This window comes from Halomonas sp. ML-15 (assembly GCF_014779595.1).
Classification (GTDB): domain Bacteria; phylum Pseudomonadota; class Gammaproteobacteria; order Pseudomonadales; family Halomonadaceae; genus Franzmannia.
Map to the genome: position 1 here is coordinate 453,935 of NZ_JACXZT010000019.1, position 20,950 is coordinate 474,884.

The 20,950-nt window shown below is 63.3% G+C and carries 21 protein-coding genes; 6 read left to right on the forward strand and 15 right to left on the reverse strand.

The window, feature by feature from the left end; all coding sequences use genetic code 11:
- Nucleotides 1–198: 198 nt before the first annotated feature.
- The 3 genes from IEI94_RS13725 to IEI94_RS13735 are packed head-to-tail and all read left to right on the forward strand — an operon-like array spanning nt 199 to nt 2,677.
- The gene (locus IEI94_RS13725; protein WP_224750139.1) at nt 199–1,827 is read left to right on the forward strand and encodes a flavin monoamine oxidase family protein; all 1,629 of its coding nucleotides are present in this window, start codon (nt 199–201) and stop codon (nt 1,825–1,827) included.
- On the forward strand, nt 1,824–2,201 hold the full coding sequence (locus IEI94_RS13730; protein ID WP_191167863.1) for a c-type cytochrome: 378 nt from the start codon (nt 1,824–1,826) through the stop codon (nt 2,199–2,201). The genes IEI94_RS13725 and IEI94_RS13730 overlap by 4 nt, the downstream gene beginning before the upstream one ends.
- 2 nt (nt 2,202–2,203) lie before the next feature.
- Nucleotides 2,204–2,677, forward strand: coding sequence for a RidA family protein (locus tag IEI94_RS13735; protein WP_191167864.1), 474 nt, complete (start codon nt 2,204–2,206; stop codon nt 2,675–2,677).
- Between the two features lie 37 nt (nt 2,678–2,714).
- Here the strand turns inward: IEI94_RS13735 and IEI94_RS13740 are convergent, their stop codons facing one another.
- The 9 genes from IEI94_RS13740 to IEI94_RS13780 all read right to left on the reverse strand — a co-directional run bounded on the left by IEI94_RS13740 (nt 2,715) and on the right by IEI94_RS13780 (nt 13,060).
- A complete protein-coding gene (locus IEI94_RS13740; protein WP_224750140.1) occupies nt 2,715–4,592 on the reverse strand; it encodes a complex I subunit 5 family protein in 1,878 nt (625 codons plus the stop codon).
- A complete protein-coding gene (locus IEI94_RS13745) occupies nt 4,589–6,097 on the reverse strand; it encodes a proton-conducting transporter membrane subunit (RefSeq protein ID WP_191167865.1) in 1,509 nt (502 codons plus the stop codon). Before IEI94_RS13745 ends, IEI94_RS13740 begins: the two co-directional genes overlap by 4 nt.
- Nucleotides 6,094–7,326 (reverse strand): complex I subunit 5 family protein, encoded by a 1,233-nt coding sequence (locus IEI94_RS13750; RefSeq protein WP_191167866.1) that lies wholly within the window; start codon nt 7,324–7,326, stop codon nt 6,094–6,096. Before IEI94_RS13750 ends, IEI94_RS13745 begins: the two co-directional genes overlap by 4 nt.
- A gap of 14 nt (nt 7,327–7,340) precedes the next feature.
- Nucleotides 7,341–7,565 (reverse strand): hypothetical protein, encoded by a 225-nt coding sequence (locus IEI94_RS13755; RefSeq protein ID WP_191167867.1) that lies wholly within the window; start codon nt 7,563–7,565, stop codon nt 7,341–7,343.
- Between the two features lie 54 nt (nt 7,566–7,619).
- On the reverse strand, nt 7,620–8,267 hold the full coding sequence (locus IEI94_RS13760; protein WP_224750141.1) for a DUF938 domain-containing protein: 648 nt from the start codon (nt 8,265–8,267) through the stop codon (nt 7,620–7,622).
- An 11-nt stretch (nt 8,268–8,278) separates the two neighbouring features.
- On the reverse strand, nt 8,279–8,965 hold the full coding sequence (locus tag IEI94_RS13765; protein WP_191167868.1) for an alpha/beta hydrolase: 687 nt from the start codon (nt 8,963–8,965) through the stop codon (nt 8,279–8,281).
- 78 nt (nt 8,966–9,043) lie between these two features.
- Nucleotides 9,044–10,819, reverse strand: a complete 1,776-nt coding sequence (locus IEI94_RS13770) for an SLC13 family permease (protein ID WP_191167869.1) — start codon at nt 10,817–10,819, stop codon at nt 9,044–9,046.
- A gap of 204 nt (nt 10,820–11,023) precedes the next feature.
- Nucleotides 11,024–11,227 (reverse strand): cold-shock protein, encoded by a 204-nt coding sequence (locus tag IEI94_RS13775; protein WP_076746630.1) that lies wholly within the window; start codon nt 11,225–11,227, stop codon nt 11,024–11,026.
- Between the two features lie 192 nt (nt 11,228–11,419).
- Entirely contained in the window at nt 11,420–13,060 is a 1,641-nt protein-coding gene (locus tag IEI94_RS13780) for a L,D-transpeptidase family protein (RefSeq protein WP_191167870.1), read from the reverse strand.
- Between the two features lie 152 nt (nt 13,061–13,212).
- On the opposite strand from IEI94_RS13780, the gene IEI94_RS13785 reads away from it, so the two are divergent.
- Nucleotides 13,213–13,896: a murein L,D-transpeptidase catalytic domain family protein gene (locus IEI94_RS13785; protein ID WP_224750142.1), complete on the forward strand. Its 684-nt coding sequence runs from the start codon at nt 13,213–13,215 to the stop codon at nt 13,894–13,896.
- A 3-nt stretch (nt 13,897–13,899) separates the two neighbouring features.
- Nucleotides 13,900–14,259: a DUF6164 family protein gene (locus tag IEI94_RS13790; RefSeq protein ID WP_191167872.1), complete on the forward strand. Its 360-nt coding sequence runs from the start codon at nt 13,900–13,902 to the stop codon at nt 14,257–14,259.
- Nucleotides 14,260–14,346: 87 nt separating this feature from the next.
- Here the strand turns inward: IEI94_RS13790 and IEI94_RS13795 are convergent, their stop codons facing one another.
- Nucleotides 14,347–14,574, reverse strand: coding sequence for a hypothetical protein (locus IEI94_RS13795; protein WP_191167873.1), 228 nt, complete (start codon nt 14,572–14,574; stop codon nt 14,347–14,349).
- Nucleotides 14,575–14,714: 140 nt separating this feature from the next.
- Here IEI94_RS13795 and IEI94_RS13800 point away from each other — a divergent pair, with 140 nt between their 5' ends.
- Nucleotides 14,715–15,569, forward strand: coding sequence for a dienelactone hydrolase family protein (locus tag IEI94_RS13800; RefSeq protein WP_224750143.1), 855 nt, complete (start codon nt 14,715–14,717; stop codon nt 15,567–15,569).
- 130 nt (nt 15,570–15,699) lie between these two features.
- Here the strand turns inward: IEI94_RS13800 and arcC are convergent, their stop codons facing one another.
- From arcC to IEI94_RS13825, 5 genes are all read right to left on the reverse strand, one after another.
- Nucleotides 15,700–16,611: a carbamate kinase gene (gene arcC / locus IEI94_RS13805; RefSeq protein WP_191167874.1), complete on the reverse strand. Its 912-nt coding sequence runs from the start codon at nt 16,609–16,611 to the stop codon at nt 15,700–15,702.
- Between the two features lie 12 nt (nt 16,612–16,623).
- Entirely contained in the window at nt 16,624–17,625 is a 1,002-nt protein-coding gene (locus IEI94_RS13810) for an ornithine carbamoyltransferase (RefSeq protein ID WP_191167875.1), read from the reverse strand.
- 18 nt (nt 17,626–17,643) lie between these two features.
- Nucleotides 17,644–18,873: an arginine deiminase gene (locus tag IEI94_RS13815; protein WP_191167876.1), complete on the reverse strand. Its 1,230-nt coding sequence runs from the start codon at nt 18,871–18,873 to the stop codon at nt 17,644–17,646.
- A 23-nt stretch (nt 18,874–18,896) separates the two neighbouring features.
- A complete protein-coding gene (locus IEI94_RS13820; RefSeq protein ID WP_191167877.1) occupies nt 18,897–20,342 on the reverse strand; it encodes a YfcC family protein in 1,446 nt (481 codons plus the stop codon).
- Between the two features lie 293 nt (nt 20,343–20,635).
- Nucleotides 20,636–20,767, reverse strand: a complete 132-nt coding sequence (locus tag IEI94_RS13825) for a hypothetical protein (protein WP_318153398.1) — start codon at nt 20,765–20,767, stop codon at nt 20,636–20,638.
- Nucleotides 20,768–20,950 lie beyond the last annotated feature (183 nt).

Consider the following 20,950-nt stretch of genomic DNA (forward strand, 5'->3'; position numbering starts at 1 on the left):
CATGCTACCTGTTGGCCTTGCCACTGCACCACTTCCTTCAATATCCGTCACCAGCACTCGTCATCCTGGTGCAAATAGATTGCAGGCTAATGGAATTGTAAAGTCGAATATTCTCATACTGTCTTGTCTTATAAAGATATATCGTAACTTGGCATGAATGCTGCGCTGTCCTCTATGTCTGACACGGAGGAATCGCAGATGCATCAACAAGAACAAACGCCATTGGCTGGCGAGCGGGATAGCACTGGCGCTGTCACCGGACTGCTGACCCGGCGCCATTTTCTGCAGGCCCTGGGGACCGTGGGCGGCGCTGGCATGCTGATGTCAGGGCTTTCGGCCTTCAACATCGGCATTGCCTCGGCCCAAGACCGGCCGCCGCCCCTCTCTGGTGATGCCAACGGCAAGTCGGTGATCATTCTGGGGGCAGGGCTCGCAGGACTTGTCGCCGCCTATGAGCTGGGGCGTCAGGGGTATGACTGCAAGGTGCTGGAGGCGCGCCGCTATGCGGGAGGGCGCTGCCAGACGGCGCGCCGCGGCTTCGTCCTGCCCCAGCTGGGACAGGATGACGAAGTGTGTGACTTCGACGATGGTGAGTATTTCAACCACGGCCCCTGGCGGATCCCCTATCACCACCGCTCGACCCTGCACTACACCCAGGAGTTCGGTATCCCCCTGGAGATATTCGTCAACCACAACGAAGCCGCCTTTGCCTATCGCGATGGCGGAGGGCCCCTCAACGGCCAGCCAGTGCGCCAGAAGGAGATCATCGCCGACATGCGCGGCCATACCGCGGAAATCCTTGCCAAGCATGTCGATCAAGGCGCCCTGGACGTCCCCCTCAGCGCCGAGGAGCGCGAGAAATTCTTGGAATTTCTGGTCGGCGAAGGCCACCTCGAGCGCGACAGTCTCGACTACCTGGGTACTGGAGGCCGCGGCTATGCCAGCGACCCCGGCGCCGGTCTCAATCCCGGCGAGCCCTCATCACCGCACACCCTCGCGGCGCTGCTGAACTCCGACCTCTTCGGCATCGTCAGCTCGGTGAGCGGCTATACCCAGCAGAAGACCATGTTCCAGCCGATTGGCGGAATGGACCGCATTCCCAAGGCCTTCGAGGAGCGGCTCGGTGACGCCATCACCTTCGGCGCCCGGGTCACGCAGCTGCAGCATAGCGATGACGGAGTCGTTGTGGACTACCTGGATGGTGACAGCGGAGAGACCCGTCAGTTAGCGGGTGACTACTGCCTATGCACCATCCCCCTCTCGGTACTGCGCAATATCGAGAACGACTTTTCCGACGAATTCCGCAGCGCCATGGATGCAGTCAGCTATACCCCGACCTGCAAGCTGGCCCTGCAGATGAAGACCCGCTTTTGGGAGGTCGAGGATCACGTGTTCGGCGGGCACTCCTTCACCCATAACAGCGAAGTGGGCAATATCAGCTACCCCTCCACCGGCTGGCAGGGCAGAAAGGGGGTCCTGCAAGGGGTCTACAACTTTGGCGCCAACGCCGCCCAGTTCAGCGCCCTGCCTCGGGATCAGCGTATCGATAAAGCCCTGGGCGTCGGCGAGAAGATCCATGCCGGCTATCGGCGCGACTTCGAGAATGCCTTCAGCACCGCCTGGCACCTGGTGCCGGAGAACCTCGGCGGCTGGGCCAGCTGGTCCGATGAGGCGCGTCAGCATAGCTACCCGCTGCTCAATGAACCCCAAGGGCGCGTGCTACTCGCCGGGGAGCACCTCAGCTACATGACCGGCTGGATGTCGGGGGCGATCGAGTCATCCTGGCTGCAGATCGAGAAGCTGCATGCGATGGCGATGGCGTCATGAAACAGCTGATACCTGCCACCGTGATCGCCGTACCGCTGCTGATGGCTGCTCAATCAGCGCTTGCCGACGGCGAGCCCCTCTACCAGCAGAACTGCTCGGCCTGCCACATGACCGATGGCAGCGGGATCCCCGGGGCCTTCCCCGCCCTCGCCGACAGCGATTTCGTCGCCGGCAACCTCGAGGAGCTGATCCGCATCGTGGCCTATGGACGCGCCGGCATGCCCTCTTTTGGCGACGAACTGGCCAGCGCGGAACTGGCCGAGATCCTCAACTATATCCGCGACACCTTCAATGACACCCCTAGCGACCTGAGTGCCACCGATGTAGAGGCGCTCAAGGTCACTGGAACCGCCAAGATGGGAAGAGAGGAGTGACCATGACGATTAAATACGCACTTGCCAGCGCCCTGCTAGCCGCCGCAATGGCGACCGGCGTCCATGCCGACGCCATCGAGCGCCACCCGATACCGGACTCGGATTTTCCGATTCTGCAGGCCGTGACCCTCAGCGACGTTGATATCACCTACCTCAGCGGCACCGTGCCGCTGGCCGATGACGACGGCGATTTCGGTGATACAGAAGCGCAGACGATCTCTGTGCTGGAGCGTATAAAAGGGAACCTGGAGCGGCTCGATCTCAACATGTCCGACGTGGTCAAGATGACCGTTTTCCTGGTGCCCACCGAGGAAACCGGCCGTATCGACTTCAGCGGCTTTATGGACGGCTATACGCGGTACTTTGGCACCGAGGAGCAGCCCAATCTGCCGACTCGATCGGTGGTTGGTGTCGCCGACCTGGCAAATCCGGAATGGCTGGTAGAGATTGAGGTAGTCGCCGCCACCGAACGCTGACACATCGCCGCGCCGGCGGTCGCCGGCGCGGCGCGATTCAACGCACCAGCGCCAACCACAGCCCCGCGATCATCACCACCATCAGCGCTACTGCCCAACGACGCAGCCACGCCTCGCCGCGCTGCAGCGACGTCAGCCAGCCCATGGCCCACTGGCCGGTGGCAGTTGTCGTGCTCTGCACCGCTTCCTGGGCGTTGGCCAGTCGCGCCACGCCGCGCCGCATGCCATCCATCAGCACATTCGTCGAGCGTACGTAGAGCTGCCAGAGATCCCCCGGGGGCAGGCGTTCGGCTCGACTCAGGCGCGTATGCAGCCGCGGTTCGAGGTGGCAGGCCACCACCAGTGCGGCGGTCAACACCGCCCCCAGCAGCACCGGCCACAGCAGGCCGGGCAGCTCACCCAAGGGCGGCAGCTCGCCAGCCTGTACCGTGCCAACCGGCGCCTCGGGCAGCGCCAGCCACCAGGGCACGGCCGCCGCCAGCAGTGCGCATAGCGTCCAGGCCAGGGTCATCGACAGCGGCGCCGGGGCAGCACCATGGCGGTGCGCTTCCTTCCAGGCGTGGGCCTGGCACCACAGGGTTCGCGCCATCAGCAGGCTGGTGCCCAGGGCGGCCAAGGTCAGCAGCATCACCAGTCCGCTCCAGCCGGCATCATAGAGTCCCGCCTTGAGCACCCACTTGGCGCTCAGGCCGCTGGCCAGCGCGCCGGCCAGCGACAGCGCGGGTAGCACCAACAGCCCCCACAGCAGCCAGCCGGGCCAGCGCGGCGGGTGCTCGGTGATACCCACGCCGAGGAACAGCGCGCCCTTGTTGAGCCCATGATGCACCGCGAACAGCATCAGCGCCGGAGCCAACACGGGCCATAGCGATGGGGAGAGCAGGCCCACCCCCACCAGCGCGGTCATCATGCCCATCTGGCTGACGCTGGAGTAGGCCAGTACCGCCTTGGGGTGGCGCTGGGTCACGCCGTACAGCGCCGCACCAAAGGCGGCGAGCAGTCCCAGCGTCATGACCACCGTCCCGAGCCCTTCGAGGGCCGTCAGCCCCAGTGGCAGGGTCTGCCACCAGCCGAGCAAGCCGGCCTTGATCATCGACCCGCTGAGCACCGCACTGGCCGGGGTCGGCGCTACCGGATGCGCCAGCGGTAGCCACACGTGAAGCCCGATCACCCCAGCCTTGACGCCAAAGCCCAGCCACAGCAGCGTGGCCATGGCGTTGGCATGGGGCGATACCGCCAGCCCTTCGCGCAGGCCGGTCAGCGTCAGGGTCTCGGCACTCGCCGCCGCCCATAGCAGGCCGGCCAGGATCATGCCCTCACCGAGGATCGCCATGATCAGATAGGCACGACCGCCGCGATACGCCTCGCGGCTGCCGGCGTTGACCACCAGTCCGTAAGCGGCAAAGGTCATCAGGGCAAAGCCGGTATAGAAACTGGCGATATCCTCGGCCAGGATCAGCATCAGGTTGCCGGCCAGGGTCAGCGGCCACAGCAGCACGAAGCCCTGCAGGTCGCGCTCGGCATCCTGGTCGCCGTGACGCGCCCGGCGCGCCTTGCCACTCAGGTAGCCGTGGGCGTAGACGCCGGCCAGCGCCCACAGCAGTGCGCTGAAGCCGAGCAGCGCACGGCGCACGCCGTCCAACTGCCAGACGCCGCCGAGCAGCCACCAGTCCAGGATGAGCGTCGACTCGGGCAACGCCAGCGCCACCGCCAGGGCCGGTAGCGGCGCGCTGAGCCACAGCGCCACGCGCCCGCGATACGACCAGTCACCGGCGAGTCCCGGGGGCATCACGTAGCGCCCCGAACTGCGCTGCGCGACCAGCGCCCGGCCGTGGCGCCAGGCCAGGGTGGCCGCCACCAGCGCCGTCAGGGCCAGCGGCCAGGCCACCGTCAGCAGCAGCATATGCGCCAGACTCATGGCAGATACTCCTGGAGGGCGATCAGGCTCGCCCAGCTCAACGGACTGAACGGCAGCCCGGCAAAGATCCCCGCCAGCAGGCTGAACGCCGCTGTGGCCAACGCCGGCCACAGCAGCCAACCGCTGGTCTCGAGCCGACCCAGGCGCTGCTCATGGGGCCACTCGCCGACGCCCTCCAGCGGGCCAGGCTTGAACCACAGCCGGTACAGAATGGGCAGGAAATAGGCGGCATTGAGCAGGCTACTGGCCACCAGCACCGCAATCACCCACGGCATGCCGGCTTGAATCGCCCCCATGCCGAGGTACCACTTGCTGAGAAAGCCGACCAGCGGCGGGATGCCGATCATGCCCAGCGCCCCCAGCGTAAACGCCAGGCTGGTACCCGGCATGCGCCGCCCTACCCCGTCCAGCTCATCGATGCGGTGGATGCCCAGCTCCTCGGCGTAATTGCCTGCACAGAAGAACAGCGTGACCTTCATCAAGCCCTGGTGCAGCAGGTGTGCCAGCCCGGCCACGGTGCCCATGGGGCCGAACAGGCTGATACCCAGCATGATGTAGGAGACCTGGCTGACCGTGGAGAACGCCAGGCGGCGCTTGATATCGACCTGGGCCAGGGCTCTCAGCGAGCCATACAGGATGGTGAACGAGGCGATGATGGCGAGTCCGGTCAGCAGCCCCAGCTCGAAGCTGAAGGCAATCCCGTAGACGTCGTAGACCACCCGCACGATGCCGAAGGCCCCGGCCTTGACCACCGCCACCGCGTGCAGCAGGGCGCTGACCGGGGCGGGGGCCACCATCGCCTGGGGCAGCCAGCCGTGCAGCGGCACCAGCGCGGCCTTGACCCCCAGCCCCACCATCATCAGCACGAAGATGCCGATCAGCCAGGGGTGATAGTCGGGCCCCAGGTCGGCCAGTACCTCGCGCTGGCCGAAGTTCACCTCGCCGGCCAGGGCGTGCAGCGCCACCACCCCGATCAGCAGCAGTACCCCACCGCTCACGGTATAGCGCAGGTAGGTGGCGCCGGAGGCCAGCGCCTTGGGCGTGCCGCGATGCACCACCAGCGGGTAGGTGGAGAGCGTCAGCAGCTCATAGAAGAGCAGGAAGGTGAACAGGTTGCCGGCCAGGGCAATCCCCAGGGTGCTGGCCACGCACAGGCTGAAGAAGCCGAAGAAGCGCTTGCGGTTGTCCGACCCCTCCAGGTAGCCGATGGCGTACAGGGTGGTGAACAGCCACAGCAACGACGACAGTCCGGCGAACATGATGCCCAGCGGGTCGGCGCGCAGCTGAAAACTGACCCCCTCCACGACCGTAAAGCCGAAGGCGTAGTTCTCACCGCGGGCCACCCCCCACACCATCAGCGCCACCAGGCCCAACTTGAGCAGGGCGGCGCCCAGGTTGAACGCGGTGCGCGCCAGCCAGGCGCGCTCCGGCAGCAGGAAGATCACCGGCGCAACCAGCAGCGACGCGGCCAGGGTTGCCAGTAGCAGGCCCGGATTGTCGCTCATGGTGCGCCTCCTATCAGCGCCACCACCGGCGCAGCGGCCAGGCCGACACCCATGGCACCCAGTGCCAGCAGCAGCGCAATCACGTCCAGCGTCACCGGCGGCACACGGATCTCTTGCTCATTCTCGGGGACGATGAAGCAGTAGCGAAACACCCGGAAGATATAGGCCGCCCCCAGCAGGGTGCCCAGGCCTACCACCAGCACCCACTGCCACTGCTCGGCGATGATCGCCGCATGCAGCAGCATCCACTTGGCGGTGAAGCCGCCGCTGGGCGGCAGCCCCAGCAGCGATACCGCGGCCAGGCCGAACACCAGCAGCGACAGCGGCAAGCGCTGGCCGACACCCGACAGCCCCTGCAGGTCGCCGCGCCCCATCGCCAGCACCAGGCTGCCCGTGGCCATGAACATCGCCGCCTTGGCCAGGGCGTGGCTGACCACCAGCAGCCAGGTGCTCTGCCAGGCCAGCGCCGCCACCTCGCCGGTAGTGCCGAACAGCAGCGGAAACAGCAGCAGCAAGTAGCCCACCTGAGCCACCGTGGAGTAGGCGACCACGCTTTTGAGCTCGCTCTGTCGCCACGCCAGCAGGCTGCCCCAGATAATCGCCGCGGCCCCTAGCCAGCCAAGCAGCTGCGCGCCTCCCACCGCCTCCGGCGCCAGCGTCGTCCACAGGCTCACCGCCATGAAGAACGCCGCCTTGATCACCAGGGCCGCGTGGACGGTGCTCACCGACACCCAGGCAGCGGCGTGGGCCGGCGGCAGCCAACCGTGCAGCGGAAAGGCCGCCATCTTGATCAACAGCCCCGCGGTCACCGCCGCCAGCCACAAGGGTGCGACCTCTACCTGTGCCAGAGCGGCCATGCTCAGGTCGTCGTGCCGACTCGCCAGCCACACCACCGCCGGCAGAATCAGCAGCGAACCGCTAAGGGTACATAGCAGATAGCGGCGCCCGGCTTCCTTCGAGGCCTGGCTGCCAGGCAGCAGCATCAGCGCCACGGCGCACAGCGCGGTGACCTCGAGGGCCAGGTACTGAATCACCAGATGAGCACTGGCGAAGAGGGTGCTTAACGCCAGCCAGAGCATCGCCAGCAGCGGCCACAGCAATAGGCTGCGGCGGCGCGGCGCACCGCTCTCGCGCAGATAGCGCATGCCATGCAGGGCGCTGGCGCCGATCACCAGGGTGGTCAGCGCGATCAGCAGCAGGGCCAAGCCATCGGCATGCGGAAACGGCATCGGCGCGGGGAAGGTCAGGAGCTTTTCTTGTTGGCGGCTTCCTCGAGCAGCTGTTCGGCCTCACCGGGAGAGGCCTTGATGAGGCGTTCCTTGACCTCGCCATACAGGCCGATGACGGTGTTGCAGGACGCGCAGAACACCTTGTCATCGGGATTTCCGACCCGCGAAACCCTGGCGCGATGGCTACCGCAGTTGGGGCAACCGTCGGGCAGGCGGATGTCTTCAGACAGATCGTGCATGCTTACTCCTCCTTGATAGGCTTACCGTTAGACCTTGGGGCAGGGGCGACGAGTTCAAGTTCCACCGGGCGGCTCGACGCGCAGCACGACGCTGAGATTGTTGGCCGGCATCTCTTCCACGGCCACCACACCGAGGGCATGGCGCTCGGCCAGCGCCAACACCTCCTCGAGCTCGCGAATGCCCCACTCGGGGTTGCGTCGGCGCAGGTCGATGTCGAAGGCGGCGTTGCTCTCGGCAGTGTGCTCACCGTCGCGCTTGAAGGGGCCATACAGGTACACCATGCCGCCTTCGGGTAGCCGCTCACCCGCTTCGGCGAACAGCGCTTCGCTCACCGCCCAGGGGGAGATATGCAACAGATTGATGGCCATCAGCACGTTGAACTCGGGCACCGGCCACGGCCGCTGCAGTACGTCCAGCGCCAGCGGCGCGAGCAGATTGGCGGGCCCCTGCTCGAGGCGCCACGCCTCGATCGAGACACGTGCACTCTCACTCGGGTCGCTGGGTTGCCAGCTCAGATGCGGCAGTGCCGTGGCGAAATGCAGCGCGTGCTCGCCACTGCCACTCGCCACCTCCAGCACTTGCCCCTGGGCCGGTAGCCAGTCGCGTAGTACCTTGAGAATCGGCTCGCGATTGCGCATCGCCGCCGGACTCGACAGCCGTCGATCCGGCCCGGGTGCTGCCATCTTGTCGAGGGTATCCATCACGGCTCCGTTTAATCCTGCGCCAGGCGTGACGCTAGCCAGGGGCCGATATCGGCCACCTGCTGCGGACACAGCGAGTGTGCCATGGGGTAGGTGCGGTAGGTGACCGGGTGCCCCATGGCGCGGGCGCGTTCAACGCCCTCCTTGCCCAGGCTTTCCGGCACTACGGGGTCGAAGCTGCCGTGGTGGGCTTCGATCACCAGTTCGCGGTTGGCCTCGCTGGGGGCGATGCTGTCGGCGGTGGCGAAGTAGGTCGAGAGCGCCAACAGGCCGCCCAGCGGCTGGGGGTAGGTCAGCGCCGCTTCGTAGGCCACTGCGCCGCCCTGAGAAAACCCGGCAACAATGATGCGGCGGCTGTCGATACCGCCGGCGATCTCGGCGTCGATCAGCCGATGCACCCGCGCCGCGGAGGTGCGAAGCTGCGCCTCGTCGACGCGCCGCCCGAGGTTCATCTCGAGGATGTCGTACCAGGCCGGCATGCGCATGCCGCCGTTTATGGTGACCGGCATGCGCGGCGCATGCGGTAGCACGAAGCGTACCGCCAGCGAACTCGGCAAACTGATGACGGGCACCAGCGGCTTGAAGTCATTGCCGTCGGCGCCCAGGCCGTGCAGCAGGATCACGCAGGCATTCGCTGGCTGGCCGTTCGACGGCTCGACGATTATCTCACCGGGGCCGTTGGAGGTCGCGTCACTCATGGTGGGGTCGGGTTCCATCATTGGCAAAACCCTCACCCTACCCTAAAGCGCCGCAAGCGGCGAGATGGGGCCGCCGGCTCAGGCGGTAAATGGCCATATCAACGGGATCAGCAGCAGCGCCACTGCCGCCACCAGCAGGTTGAGCAGTCCCCCCACGCGCAGAAAATCGCCAAAGCGATAGCCCCCGGGTCCGTAGACCATCAGGTTGGTCTGGTAGCCGATGGGGGTCAGGAAGCTCGCCGAGGCGGCGAACATCACCGCCACCACGAACGGCATCGGATTCACCCCCAGGCTCTCTGCGCTGGCCATGACGATGGGAAAGGTGATCACCGCCGCGGCGTTGTTGGTGACCAGTTCGGTGAGCAGCGCCACCAGCAGATAGGTGCCGATCAGCAGCAGCAGCGGGTTGCCGTCGGCCAACCCCAGCGCCCCGCCAGCAAGGTAGGCCGCCGCCCCGCTGCTCTCGAGCGCCGCACCAAGACCGAACGAGGCCGCAATGGTCAGCAGCACCTGGGTGTCGAGGCCGCGCTTGGCCGCCCCGATGCTGCAGCAGCCGCTGATCACCACCAGCGCCGCGCCCAGCATGGCGGCATTGAGCATGCTCATCACGCCGACACTGGCCAGCGCCACGACGCCCACCAGGATGGCCCACGCCAGCCACGCCTTCTCATGCACCGGCCGCGCCGCGCCATTGACCTGGCTGATCAGCAGAAAATCACGCGACTGGCGGTGGCGCTCGATAAACGGCGGCCGCGCCTCGAGCAGCAGTACATCGGCGGGCTGCAGGCGGATCTGGCCCAGGTTGCCGGCCACTCGCTCTCCGTTGCGGCACACCGCCAGTACCGCCGCCCCGTAGAGGGTGCGAAAGTGGCCGTCGCGGATGCGCTGACCGACGAACTGGCACTGGTCCGAGACCACCGCCTCCACCAGGCGGCGCTCCTTGAAGTCCTTGCTCAGGCTCGACTCGCCCTGCCGGGAGGGGATCAAGCCACGGATCTGCTGCAGCTCCACCGCCGCCGCCGAGGTGCCGGCGAAGACCAGCCGATCGCCGCCCTTGAGCTTCTCCCCCGGGCCCACCACGCTGACGATATTGCCCTCACGCTCGATCTCAACCAGAAACAGCTCCTGCAGATGCCGCAGGCCCGCCTCCTCGACGCTCTTGTCGATCAGCGGCCCCTTGGGGTCGACCTCCATCTCGATGGTGAACTCGCGAGGGTTCTCGAACGCCTGGGCCAGCCCGCGCCGTGCCGGCAGCAGCCGCGGCGCCAGCCACCATAGGTAAATAAGCCCCACCACGGCCACCGGCACCCCGACCCAGGCGATATCGAACAACCCCATGGAGAGCTCTGGGTAGCGACTGGTGAGCATGCCGTGCACCACCAGGTTGGTACTGGTGCCGAACAGCGTCACGGTGCCCCCCAGGATCGAGGCGAAGCTGAGCGGCATGAGAAAGCGGTGGCTGGGCATGCCGAGGCGACGCGACCAGCTGATCACCGCGGGGATATAGGTGGCTACCACCGGCGTATTATTGAGAAAGCCGCTCATACCTGCGACCGGCAACAGCAGCCGCGCCAGGGCACCTCGCTCGGTGCTCGGGCGGCCCAACACTACGCGAATGATCACGTCGATACCGCCGGTCTGACGAATCGCCGTGACCAGCACGTACATGAAGGCCACGGTGAACAAGCCACTGTTGGAGAAGCCGCCCAGCGCCTGGTCGGCATCGATCACGCCCAGGGTCAGCAACACCACCACAGCACCCAGCAGCACCATGTCCGGGCCCAGGCGGGTAAAGGCCATCAAGGGGAACACCGCCAGCACGACGGTCAGAGCAAGCCAGGCATCGGGGGACATCGGCAATCCATAGGCAAAAGAAAAACATCTGCCATTGTGACGGCCAATCTTTATATCAAAAAGTTATTTGTGGAAATTTAACTATTCGAAAAGGAGATAAGAAGAAGGAAGAGTGGTAGACACCACGGTAAGCCAGAAACGCACAAGGCCCGCACATGGCGGGCCTTGTATTGTCCCTCGGGGGGACACATCAAATGTCAGCGATCAGATGACTTTGATGTTGGAAGCCTGAAGGCCTTTCTTGCCCTGGGTGACGTCGAAGGAAACCTTCTGGCCGTCTTGCAGAGTCTTGAAGCCGTCAGCTTGAATTTCGGAGAAGTGCGCGAACAGGTCGTCGCCGTTATCGTCCGGAGAAATAAAGCCGAAACCTTTGGTGTCGTTGAACCACTTAACGGTACCAGTTGCCATTTTTCAATTTCCTAATCTAATGCTTGATGATGTTGCGGGAATTACCCGAATTGAGTGGGTAAAACAAGGGGATATTCACCAGGCGACCGAAATTGATGCTGACAACGTTCGATTTCTACTGACGATATTCAACTTGCTAACCAACTGCAGAATCAGGATGCGCGATTCCTGGGCACGAGTCAACGATATTTTTCACTGCCCCGCCCGGGCGTCCAGCGCGCGGCGCACGGCGGCATCGCGGCCGTAGATGTCGGGCCGGAAGGCAATACCGTCGTTTTCGTCGGGGCCCGCAGTCCAGTAGCTGAGGATCACCGGTACGCGATTGGCCAGCGACACATTGCCAGTGCGTCCGGCGTCGATCCGCTCGCTGATGTCGGCAGCGCTCCAGCGCTGGCTGTCGGCCAGCAGCTGCCGCGCCAGCTCCTCGACGTGCTCCACGCGAATGCAGCCCGAACTGGCGGCGCGCTGGGCACGGTTGAACAGTCCCCGGGCCGGGGTATCGTGCAGATAGATGGCGTGGTCGTTGGGAAAGCGGATCACCAGGTCACCCAGCGGATTGTCGCCGCCGGCCGCCTGGCGCAGCATCACACCGCCGGGGTTGTCCCAATCGACCTCGGCCGGGTCGAGCTCTTCACCGCTCGGCGCCAGCACCCTAAGGTTGGCCTCTTCGAGATAACCGAGGTCATCGCGAATCCGCGGCAGCTTGTCCTCGCGGAAGATCGTCGGCGGAATCGTCCAAGTCGGATTGAACGTCAGGTGGGTGATCGAGGAGCGAATCGACGGCGTCTCGCGGTAGGGCTGCCCCACCACGATCCGCGTACGCCAGTCGTCGCCGCCTTCGCGCACGTGATGCAGCTCATAGCCGGCAATATCCACCAGCACGTAGGAGGCCGGCAGGTCATGCAGCAGCCAGCGGCCGCGCTCGAGGTTGACCCGCAGCTGATCGATACGTGCCTCCACCGGCACGTTGAGCGCCTGGTGGGTGTGGCGCCCGACGATGCCATCGGGCTCGAGCAGATGGCGACGCTGGAACCAGCGCACCTCTCGCGCCAGTTCGGCATCGAAGCGTTCAGCCTCATGCGTCTCTTCCACCTCGGCCTCGATCTGCGCGTAATACTCGGCATCGGCCGGCCAATCAGCGGGATCCCGCTCCACCGCCAGGCGCTGGCGCAGCAGCGCCACATCGGGATGCCGATCGCCCTCGCGCAGCGACTCGCCTAGCTCGGGTAGCTGCGGCCAGCCACCGCTGGCCGCGACGCGCCGATAGTGCGCCAGACCGTCACGCATTGCCTGATAGAAGCCGGCTTCGGGGCGCGCCTGATCGAGCGCCGCGTCGATATCGCCGGCGTCCAACTGCTGCGACAGCATCGCCCAGTCCGGCGTATAGCTGGCCAGCGGAATGCTCCAGTCCTCCTCCAGACGCCGCGGATCGGTCTTGCCCCGCGCCAGGTGACGCATTGCCAGAAGCAGGCCACGAGTGGCATCCAGCTCGAAGCGCACCCGCGCCGCCTCGTCTTCGCCGAGCTCAGCCTGACGCGCGGTCAATTCCTCTGGCAGATAGTCGCCGGGTGTCAGCCCATCGTCCTGCAAGGTGGCCACCGCATCGGTCAGCGCCTCGACCCGCTCGGGGGACTGCCATATGCCGTGATACGCGCGGCTGCGGTAAAAGGCCGCCAGTTCGCTATCGTGCACCTCGCCATCGGCCAGCCGCGCCTCGATGGCGGGTGCCAGCGCAGGCCCCGCCACCGAGGGCATCGCGAGTAGCGTCAGACACACATATACCCCTACCGCGAGCCACCTTTGCGCCCCGCGCCCCTGCTCTGTTGCCGTCATTCGGCGTCTCCCCTGCCATCCCTGGTTTGGCTGATACCACTCTTCTGTTCATAATAGCGTCGTTCGTAGGTCCATTCTGTTGCGCCGGAGACGTCATAACAATGCCAATCGCCCCACGCCTCCCGATCGCCGGGCTTGCCCTGGCGATATTCATGCCTATCTCAGCCCATGCTCACGTGCTGCTCGCTGACAACCTTCAGTCCCTGGCACCCGACGCAGACCCGCAGGTACTGCGCCTCGCTGCCAGTGCCGTGGAGTGTGCCGACCCCGATGCCGAGCGCCTGGCGGTGATCGATTTCTCGCGCAGCGCCAACCAGCCGCGGCTGTGGGTCTTCGACCTCAAGCACGAGCGGCTGCTGTTCGAGGAGCTGGTTTCCCATGGCCGCGGCAGCGGCGATGAGGAAGCCAAATGGTTCTCCAATACCCCGGAAAGCTACCAGTCGAGCTTGGGGTTGTTCCGTACGCTGAACAGCTATGACGGTGCCAATGGCTACTCTATGCGCCTGGAGGGGTTAGAGACCGGGGTCAATGATCTCGCCTATCAGCGCGCTATTGTGGTCCATGGCGCCGACTACGTCAGCGAGCAGTTCATCGCCGAGAACGGCCGCCTCGGGCGCAGCTTTGGCTGCCCGGCAGTGCGCCAGGAGATCGCCCGCCCGCTGATCGATACCATCAAGGAGGACCACTATCTGTTCGCCTACTATCCAGACCCGCAGTGGCTGGCTGAGTCGGCCTATATCAGCTGCGGCCAGGACGCGACCCTGGCCAATACGATAGATGCTCGCGGCGGCTCGCTGGAACACTCGCTGGACATTCACTACCAGGCGACGAGATAACCCATGGCGGTACTGCTGTTCCGACTAGGCGGGGTGCCTGAAGAGGAAGCCGTTGAGGTACGCCAACTGCTCGACGAGGGCGGCTTCGATGTTTACGAGACCAGCGAAGGCCGCTGGAAACTCTCGGTGGCAGCAATCTGGCTGCGCGACGAGACCCAGTTGCCCGAGGCGCGTGCCGCGCTGGACGATTATCAAGCCCGGCTGACCGAGCGCATGCAGCAGGACCTGGCCGACAGGGAGGCCCAGGGGCAACCCCTCAGCCTGTGGCAGCGCCTGCGCGAGCGGCCGCTGCAGGTGATCGCCTTGACTCTGGCCGCGGCCGCGGTACTGACGCTATCGCTTCTGCCCTTCGTGTCGCTATAGCATCGCGTCCTCGCGCACAAGAACGCCCCCCCGGCCATCGCCGAGGGCTTCCGTACTCTTTATCATATGTAACGGGCTACGGCGCTCTTATAAACCTCGCAGCACGAAAACCAGCATCGCGATCATGCCCATCAGGAAGCTCATACTTGCCGCACCCACAAGGAACTTCAGCACATCGCACCTCCCTGTACAGATGGCAAAATAGTCAACCGCCGAACCTTCGCGCGTCACACTCGTCGGTTGGGCCAGGGGCTCCTCCCGAAACACAGCACCAAACACGCCACAAAATTCACCATCGCAGTCTTCCTCCTTCAATACGCTAACCTACGTTATGCGGGGCGCGTCATTTCCTCCCCCCGCTGCAAACAATGAAACACCCTCTGGGGAAGGCGCCTGCAGCCGGCTATGGTGATATAGCAGCACGGCAGCCCTCCTCCAACACAGGACGCACCATCATGTACAAGCGACTCATCCTCCTCGGCCTGACCGCAGGACTTCTGGCCGGCCCGGCCATGGCCGAGACCGATCTCGCCGCCCCCGACACCCTCAGCGATGGCGATACCCCGCTGACCTGGGGACCGCAGGTGGAAGGCGAGCGCTTCGAATACACCGCCGACGGCGAGACCTATCACGGTTACCTGGCCCGTAGTGCCAGCGACACCACGCCGCGCCCCGCAGTGCTGATCGTGCACGAATGGTGGGGGCTCAACGACTACGTCAAGCATCGCGCCGACCAGCTCGCCGCCCTCGGCTTCGTCGCCCTGGCAGTCGACATGTACGGTGAGGGCCAGACCGCTGACCACCCCGACCAGGCCGGCGAATTCTCCTCCCAGGTGATGCAGAACTGGCCAGGCGCGCGTAATCGATTGGAGGCGGCCATGGCACAGCTACGCGAGCATCCCGCGGTGGCCGACGGTGGCATGGCCGCGATCGGCTACTGCTTCGGCGGCAGCGTGGTGATGAACATGGCCCTGGCGGGCATGCCGCTGGAGGCCGTCATCAGCTATCACGGCAGCCCTACCCAGGCCGTCGACGCCCCCGCTGATTTCGGCGGCGCGGTGCAGATCCACAACGGCGCCGCTGACCCGATGGTCGCCCGGGACGACCTCGAAGCCATGGCCGACGCCTTGACCGCCACCGGCGCCGAAGTCGAGGTGATCAACTACCACGACGCCACTCACGGCTTCACCAACCCCGGCGCCGATGCCGCCGGCGAAGCGTTCGGCCTGCCGCTCGGCTACGACCCGATCGCCGACGCCGTCTCCTGGCAGTCCACCCTGCTGCTGCTGGATCGCGCCCTGAACAACTGAAACCAGGCCTTGCTCCCTCCCCAGGCCAAGAGCGGCCAACACAGGCCGCTCTTTCACTGACTTGCAGCCCGCCTCGATGAAGTCAATTCACCCAGCATCGGCCCGGGGAGCAAGTCAGCGGGGGCTTGTACTACGTCGTACCCGTGACTCTCGTTCCAGCGCTACCCTCTAGAATAGGTAGCGCGTCTTCCAACCTGCCGATACCACTAAACCCACCGTGTTCGGCAAAGTCGGCGGCAGACGCCAGCTTGGGGCCCATCGAACCTGCGGGCAGGTCCAACGATCGGGCGTCGGCAACGGTCAGCGTATGAATCGGTGCCGCACTCGGCTTGCCGAAATCGCGGTAAATGGCATCCACGTCGGTGAGTAGTAGCAAGGCATCGGCCCCCAGCTGCTGGGCCAGCAGCGCGCTGGCGGCGTCCTTGTCGATAACGGCTTCCACACCGATCATGCTGCCGTCGTCTCGACGAATCACGGGGATGCCGCCGCCGCCGGCACAGATCACAACGACACCCTGATCGAGCAGCAGTTTGAGCACCCGCATATCCGGAATTTCCAGCGGTGTTGGCGATGGCACTACCCGTCGCCACTGGTTGCCGTCCTGAGCGATATGCCAGCCGGCGCCTTCGGCCCTGGCCTCTGCTTCTTGCCTGTCATACACCGGCCCGACAAACTTGGTGGGCGTGCTGAAAGCCGGGTCATCCTTGTCGACGAGAACCTGAGTCAGCAAGGTGGCAACCGGCCGGTCGTGGCTTAGCGCATTCTCCAGTTCCTGCTCGATGATATAACCGATCATGCCTTCGGTTTCGGCGCCGAGCACATCCAGCGGGTAGGCTTCATCCGGTTTATAAGCCGCACCCTGCAGTGCCAACAGGCCAACTTGCGGGCCGTTACCGTGGGTGACGACCAGCTGATGGCCGGCCCGGATAATGCCGGCAAGCGCTTCTGCGGCGATCTTTACGTTGGCGCGCTGGGCCTGAGCGGTCAGGGGTTCACCCCGACGCAGCAGGGCGTTGCCACCAAGGGCTGCTACCACAAGCATGTCAGGCTTCCTCTATGATCCGAGCGTGGCGACGAGCACCGCCTTGATGGTGTGCATGCGGTTCTCGGCTTGGTCAAACACGATGGAGGCGGGGCTTTCGAAGACCTCTTCGGTGACTTCCATGGCATCAATGCCGAACTCGGACTGAATCTCCTTGCCGATGGCCGTTTCTGTGTTGTGAAACGCCGGCAGGCAATGCATGAACCGCACCCGGGGATTGCCGGTTTTTTCCATCAGCTCAGCATTGACCTGGTAAGGCATCAGCAGCTTGATCCGTTCCGCCCACTTCTCCTTGGCTTCGCCCATGGACACCCACACATCTGTATAGACAAAATCCACGTCCGCCACGGCGGCATCGACATCATCGGTGACCGTGATTCTGGCACCGGTAGTCTCGGCGATGGCCTGCGCCTCTTGCTGAATCGCCTGATCAGGCCAGCACTCTCTCGGGGCACACAGGCGTACGTCCATCCCCATCTTGGCACCGCCGAGCAGAAGGCTGTCACCCATGTTGTTGGCGGCATCGCCGATGAAGACGAAGGCCACTTCACGCAGGGGTTTCTCGACGTTTTCCTGCATGGTCAGGAAATCTGCCAGTATCTGCGTGGGGTGGAATTCGTTAGTCAGACCGTTGTAGACCGGCACTCCAGCGTACTGCGCCAGCTCTTCAACTACCGCCTGGCCAAACCCCCGGTATTCGATGGCATCATAGACCCGCCCAAGCACCCGGGCGGTATCCTTCACCGACTCCTTGTGACCGATGTGAGTGCCAGTGGGGCCCAGGTAGGTGACCCGAGCGCCCTGGTCAAACGCCGCTACTTCGAAGCCCACACGGGTGCGGGTGGAGTTCTTCTCGAAGATCAAGGCAATGTCCTTACCCTGCAATTGCGGTACTTCGGTGCCGGCGTATTTGGCAGTTTTTAGATCAGCAGAGAGCTTTAGAAGAAAGCTGATTTCCCGAGGAGTAAAATCCCGTAGGGTCAGGAAATGTCGGTTCTTGAGATTAAATGCCATAGCCTTGCTCCTTCCTTGTCAGACGGCGTCTCGTATCGTTGGGCAGCTCATGCAGCGACCACCACCACGTCCTCGGCCCAGCTCAGCCCCAGGAATAGCCAGCACCTCAATGCCTGCCGCTTCCAGTGCGGCATTGGTATCGTCATTGCGGTCGTAGCCAATCACCACGCCGGGGCTCAGTGCCAGCACGTTATTGCCATCGTTCCACTGCTCGCGCTCCCGCTCGGCTGGCGTATCGCCACCCGTTGGCACCACGTCAAGGGCGGCATAACCGAGTACGTCTGCCACCACGTCAAACAGGGGCCGAGAATCCTGGTAAAACGCCAGATGTTTGCTGCCCTTGCCTGGGCGCAGGTCGTAGCAGACCATTTCGTCGGCCACCTCCTTGAAGGTGGTGACCACGTTGCCACCACAAAAGGTGAAAACGGTATCCAGATGCATGGCGGAGCGAGTCTTGGGGATCTGGCAGGCGATCACCCGGTCCGCGGTACCGCTGTCGAACAAGGCCTTGGCCAACTGGCCGATCGCCTGAGGTGACGAACGCTCCCCCATTCCCACCAGCACAGCACCATTGCCTACCGGCATGATGTCTCCCCCCTCCAGGGTGGCCAGGGCATGATCCTTGAGGGGATCCCCCCAGTGGACATTTACCTTGCCGGCAAATGCCGGATGAAACTCGTAGATGGCACTCATCAGCAGGGTTTCGGGCTTGCGGGCGGCCCAGTACATCGGATTCAGCGTGACACCGCCGTAGATCCAGGCGCTGTTGTCCCGGGTGAACAGGAAATTGGGCAGCGGCGGCAGGACAAATCCGTGTGGCCCCAGATGGTTGCCAAACAGCCCGCTAGGATCAAAGGGCAGATCGCCTACTTCCAGGCCACCAATAAGGAACTCCGCCAGGATTTCGCCCGGCAGTTCGTCCATCCAGGCACGCAGATCTGACACCATACCCACGCCGATATGGTTCCAGGAAATTCTGTGGTCGAGAATCCAGGTCCGAGCGTCGCGGATGTCCAGCGTTTCCGCCAGTAGAACGTTTATGTCCAGAACCTCCACGCCACGGGCGCGCATCAGTTCAACAAATACATCGTGATCTTTTTGGGCCTGTTTGACCCAGAAAACATCGTCGAACAGCAGCGCATCACAATTGGAAGGCGTCAGCCGACGGTGGGCCAGACCGGGACGGCAGACGATAACCTGCCGAAGTGTACCGGTTTCAGAGTGAACACCTAGGGTCCGCTCAGCCATGTCGCATACTCCTTTGCCTTGGGTTATAGAAACGCGCCAATGCTGATGACCACGCTGATGAAAATTGTCAGAATCAGCAGCAGTGGCCAAATGAACACTAGCCATCGGTCGTAGGAGATGCGACCTATGGCCAGGCCCCCAACCACTACCGCAAACGTCGGGTTAATCAGGTTGACCAGTCCATTCGCCGATTGGTAAGCGGTGACCACCAGATCCCGTCCCACATTGGCGAAGTCTCCCAACGGCGCAAGAATCGGCATCGACAGCACGGCAAGACCGGAGGAAGAGGGCACGAAGAAGCTCATTCCCACCTCGATCCAGAAGATCAGGTTGATAAAGGCCAGCTCGGGCAAACCACCCAGCGTAGCTTCAGCGCTGTGCAGAATGGTATCGGCAATCATGCCCTGCTCCATGATCACCACGATGCCCCGGGCCAGGCCGACGACCAGGGCGACACCCAGAAGATCGCGAGCACCGTCGACGAAACTGCTGGTCAACTTTTTCTCACCCAGGCGAGCGATCAGGCCAACCACGATGGCGGCGCCAAAGAACAGCGCGCCCATTCTGGCCATCCACCAGCCCTGGGTCGCGACACCCCAAATCATTACAATGAAGGTCAGAGCGAAGATAAGCAGGACAATTTTCTGGGTGCCGGTCAGGTCAAAATGGTTCAGATCATCATGGCTTTGTAAGAATAACTTGCGGTGAGCATCGCGCTGTTTGGCCACCACGGAGCGTGAAGGGTCCGCCTTAACGCGCTGGGCATAACGCATAACGTAGGCGATACAGATCATCAGCCCACCAACCAACAACACTAGCCGCAGCACAATGCCATCGGTAAAGGGAATGTTCGCCGCGTTGGAGGCGATGACGGTAGCGAAAGGATTAATCGTGGAGCCCAGTACGCCGATACCGGCACCGATAAGGATAACGGCGACTCCGGTTATCGCATCGTAGCCTGCCGCGATGATGATCGGAATCAGAATGATATAGAACGCTAAGGTCTCTTCCGCCATGCCGTAGGTCGTGCCACCTAGCGCAAATAGCGTCATCAGGATGGGTATCATCCATATCTCTCGGCCTTCCAGCCGGTGCATCACGTTACGGATACCCGTATCGATCGCGCCAGTGGCATTGATAACGCCGAGAAATCCCCCCATAAACAGCACAAATAAGGCGACATCGATAGCATTGGCAACATAGCTGTCGGGATCATAGAAACCTGCTGTGGGCGCCAACATAACGTCCACAAAACCTTGAGGATTTGGCTCCACGATTTCATAGGTTCCAGGCAGTGCCACTTCTCGCCCAATGTCTTCGTTCATCGAGCGTTCATACTGCCCAGCAGGAATGACCCAGGTTAGTGCGGCCACCAGTATTATCAATAAAAACAGTATGGTATAGGCGGTTGGAAAGCGCGAAGCCAAATCGTCTTCCGGGTTTGGCGCGGGGCTGTTCTTGTCAGCCATTACGATATCTCCTATCCTTGGTCGTTACCGATGGCAACTGCTGCCGGTGGCGTGCATCTCAATTAGGCAAAAAACTAATTTTTCTTACCATAAATCAAGAATAGTCCAATTAACTCCAACAAACTTGACATGCATCAAGCAAACAGTAAAAACCTTGTTCTCAATACTTATGGATTAAGCAGCCGTGCCTGAGGTACACCTTTCCAGGCGCCGAAAAAATAAAAAACCGGTGACTTCGCACCGGCAAAAAGATCGAAAAGCTAGCCTGACATATCGCTTTAACACTTAACTATTTAACACTCTGACCACATCCTGATCAGGCTATTATAGGTACCCGTTAGCGCAACCGGTTCGGCATGTGCCTCGCCCAATTCATCCCTTAGTCGACGCAACGAATTTTCCATTTGGTAGCTCTGCATAAACATATAACAGCCCAAGCACTCACCCCTTGTCACCGGAGTGACTTCGTGCAGAGAGCCCGAAGGTAAGTCACCAACCCCGGCGCCGATGCCGCCGGCGAAGCGTTCGGCCTGCCGCTGGGCTACGACCCGATCACCGACGCCATCTCCTGGCAGTCAACCCTGCTGCTGCTGGATCGCGCCCTGAAC

What these genes read in the sequence shown, in the direction of transcription:
- IEI94_RS13735 (WP_191167864.1), top strand. Translation starts at nt 2,204, where the DNA reads ATGACGATTAAATACGCACTTGCCAGCGCCCTGCTAGCCGCCGCAATG.
- IEI94_RS13760 (WP_224750141.1), bottom strand. Translation starts at nt 8,267, where the DNA reads ATGGATACCCTCGACAAGATGGCAGCACCCGGGCCGGATCGACGGCTG.
- IEI94_RS13755 (WP_191167867.1), bottom strand. Translation starts at nt 7,565, where the DNA reads ATGCACGATCTGTCTGAAGACATCCGCCTGCCCGACGGTTGCCCCAAC.
- arcC (WP_191167874.1), bottom strand. Translation starts at nt 16,611, where the DNA reads ATGCTTGTGGTAGCAGCCCTTGGTGGCAACGCCCTGCTGCGTCGGGGT.
- IEI94_RS13775 (WP_076746630.1), bottom strand. Translation starts at nt 11,227, where the DNA reads ATGGCAACTGGTACCGTTAAGTGGTTCAACGACACCAAAGGTTTCGGC.
- IEI94_RS13765 (WP_191167868.1), bottom strand. Translation starts at nt 8,965, where the DNA reads ATGAGTGACGCGACCTCCAACGGCCCCGGTGAGATAATCGTCGAGCCG.
- IEI94_RS13785 (WP_224750142.1), top strand. Translation starts at nt 13,213, where the DNA reads ATGCCTATCTCAGCCCATGCTCACGTGCTGCTCGCTGACAACCTTCAG.
- IEI94_RS13725 (WP_224750139.1), top strand. Translation starts at nt 199, where the DNA reads ATGCATCAACAAGAACAAACGCCATTGGCTGGCGAGCGGGATAGCACT.
- IEI94_RS13790 (WP_191167872.1), top strand. Translation starts at nt 13,900, where the DNA reads ATGGCGGTACTGCTGTTCCGACTAGGCGGGGTGCCTGAAGAGGAAGCC.
- IEI94_RS13745 (WP_191167865.1), bottom strand. Translation starts at nt 6,097, where the DNA reads ATGAGCGACAATCCGGGCCTGCTACTGGCAACCCTGGCCGCGTCGCTG.
- IEI94_RS13815 (WP_191167876.1), bottom strand. Translation starts at nt 18,873, where the DNA reads ATGGCTGAGCGGACCCTAGGTGTTCACTCTGAAACCGGTACACTTCGG.
- IEI94_RS13730 (WP_191167863.1), top strand. Translation starts at nt 1,824, where the DNA reads ATGAAACAGCTGATACCTGCCACCGTGATCGCCGTACCGCTGCTGATG.
- IEI94_RS13770 (WP_191167869.1), bottom strand. Translation starts at nt 10,819, where the DNA reads ATGTCCCCCGATGCCTGGCTTGCTCTGACCGTCGTGCTGGCGGTGTTC.
- IEI94_RS13820 (WP_191167877.1), bottom strand. Translation starts at nt 20,342, where the DNA reads ATGGCTGACAAGAACAGCCCCGCGCCAAACCCGGAAGACGATTTGGCT.
- IEI94_RS13750 (WP_191167866.1), bottom strand. Translation starts at nt 7,326, where the DNA reads ATGCCGTTTCCGCATGCCGATGGCTTGGCCCTGCTGCTGATCGCGCTG.
- IEI94_RS13780 (WP_191167870.1), bottom strand. Translation starts at nt 13,060, where the DNA reads ATGACGGCAACAGAGCAGGGGCGCGGGGCGCAAAGGTGGCTCGCGGTA.
- IEI94_RS13740 (WP_224750140.1), bottom strand. Translation starts at nt 4,592, where the DNA reads ATGAGTCTGGCGCATATGCTGCTGCTGACGGTGGCCTGGCCGCTGGCC.
- IEI94_RS13825 (WP_318153398.1), bottom strand. Translation starts at nt 20,767, where the DNA reads ATGTTTATGCAGAGCTACCAAATGGAAAATTCGTTGCGTCGACTAAGG.
- IEI94_RS13800 (WP_224750143.1), top strand. Translation starts at nt 14,715, where the DNA reads ATGTACAAGCGACTCATCCTCCTCGGCCTGACCGCAGGACTTCTGGCC.
- IEI94_RS13810 (WP_191167875.1), bottom strand. Translation starts at nt 17,625, where the DNA reads ATGGCATTTAATCTCAAGAACCGACATTTCCTGACCCTACGGGATTTT.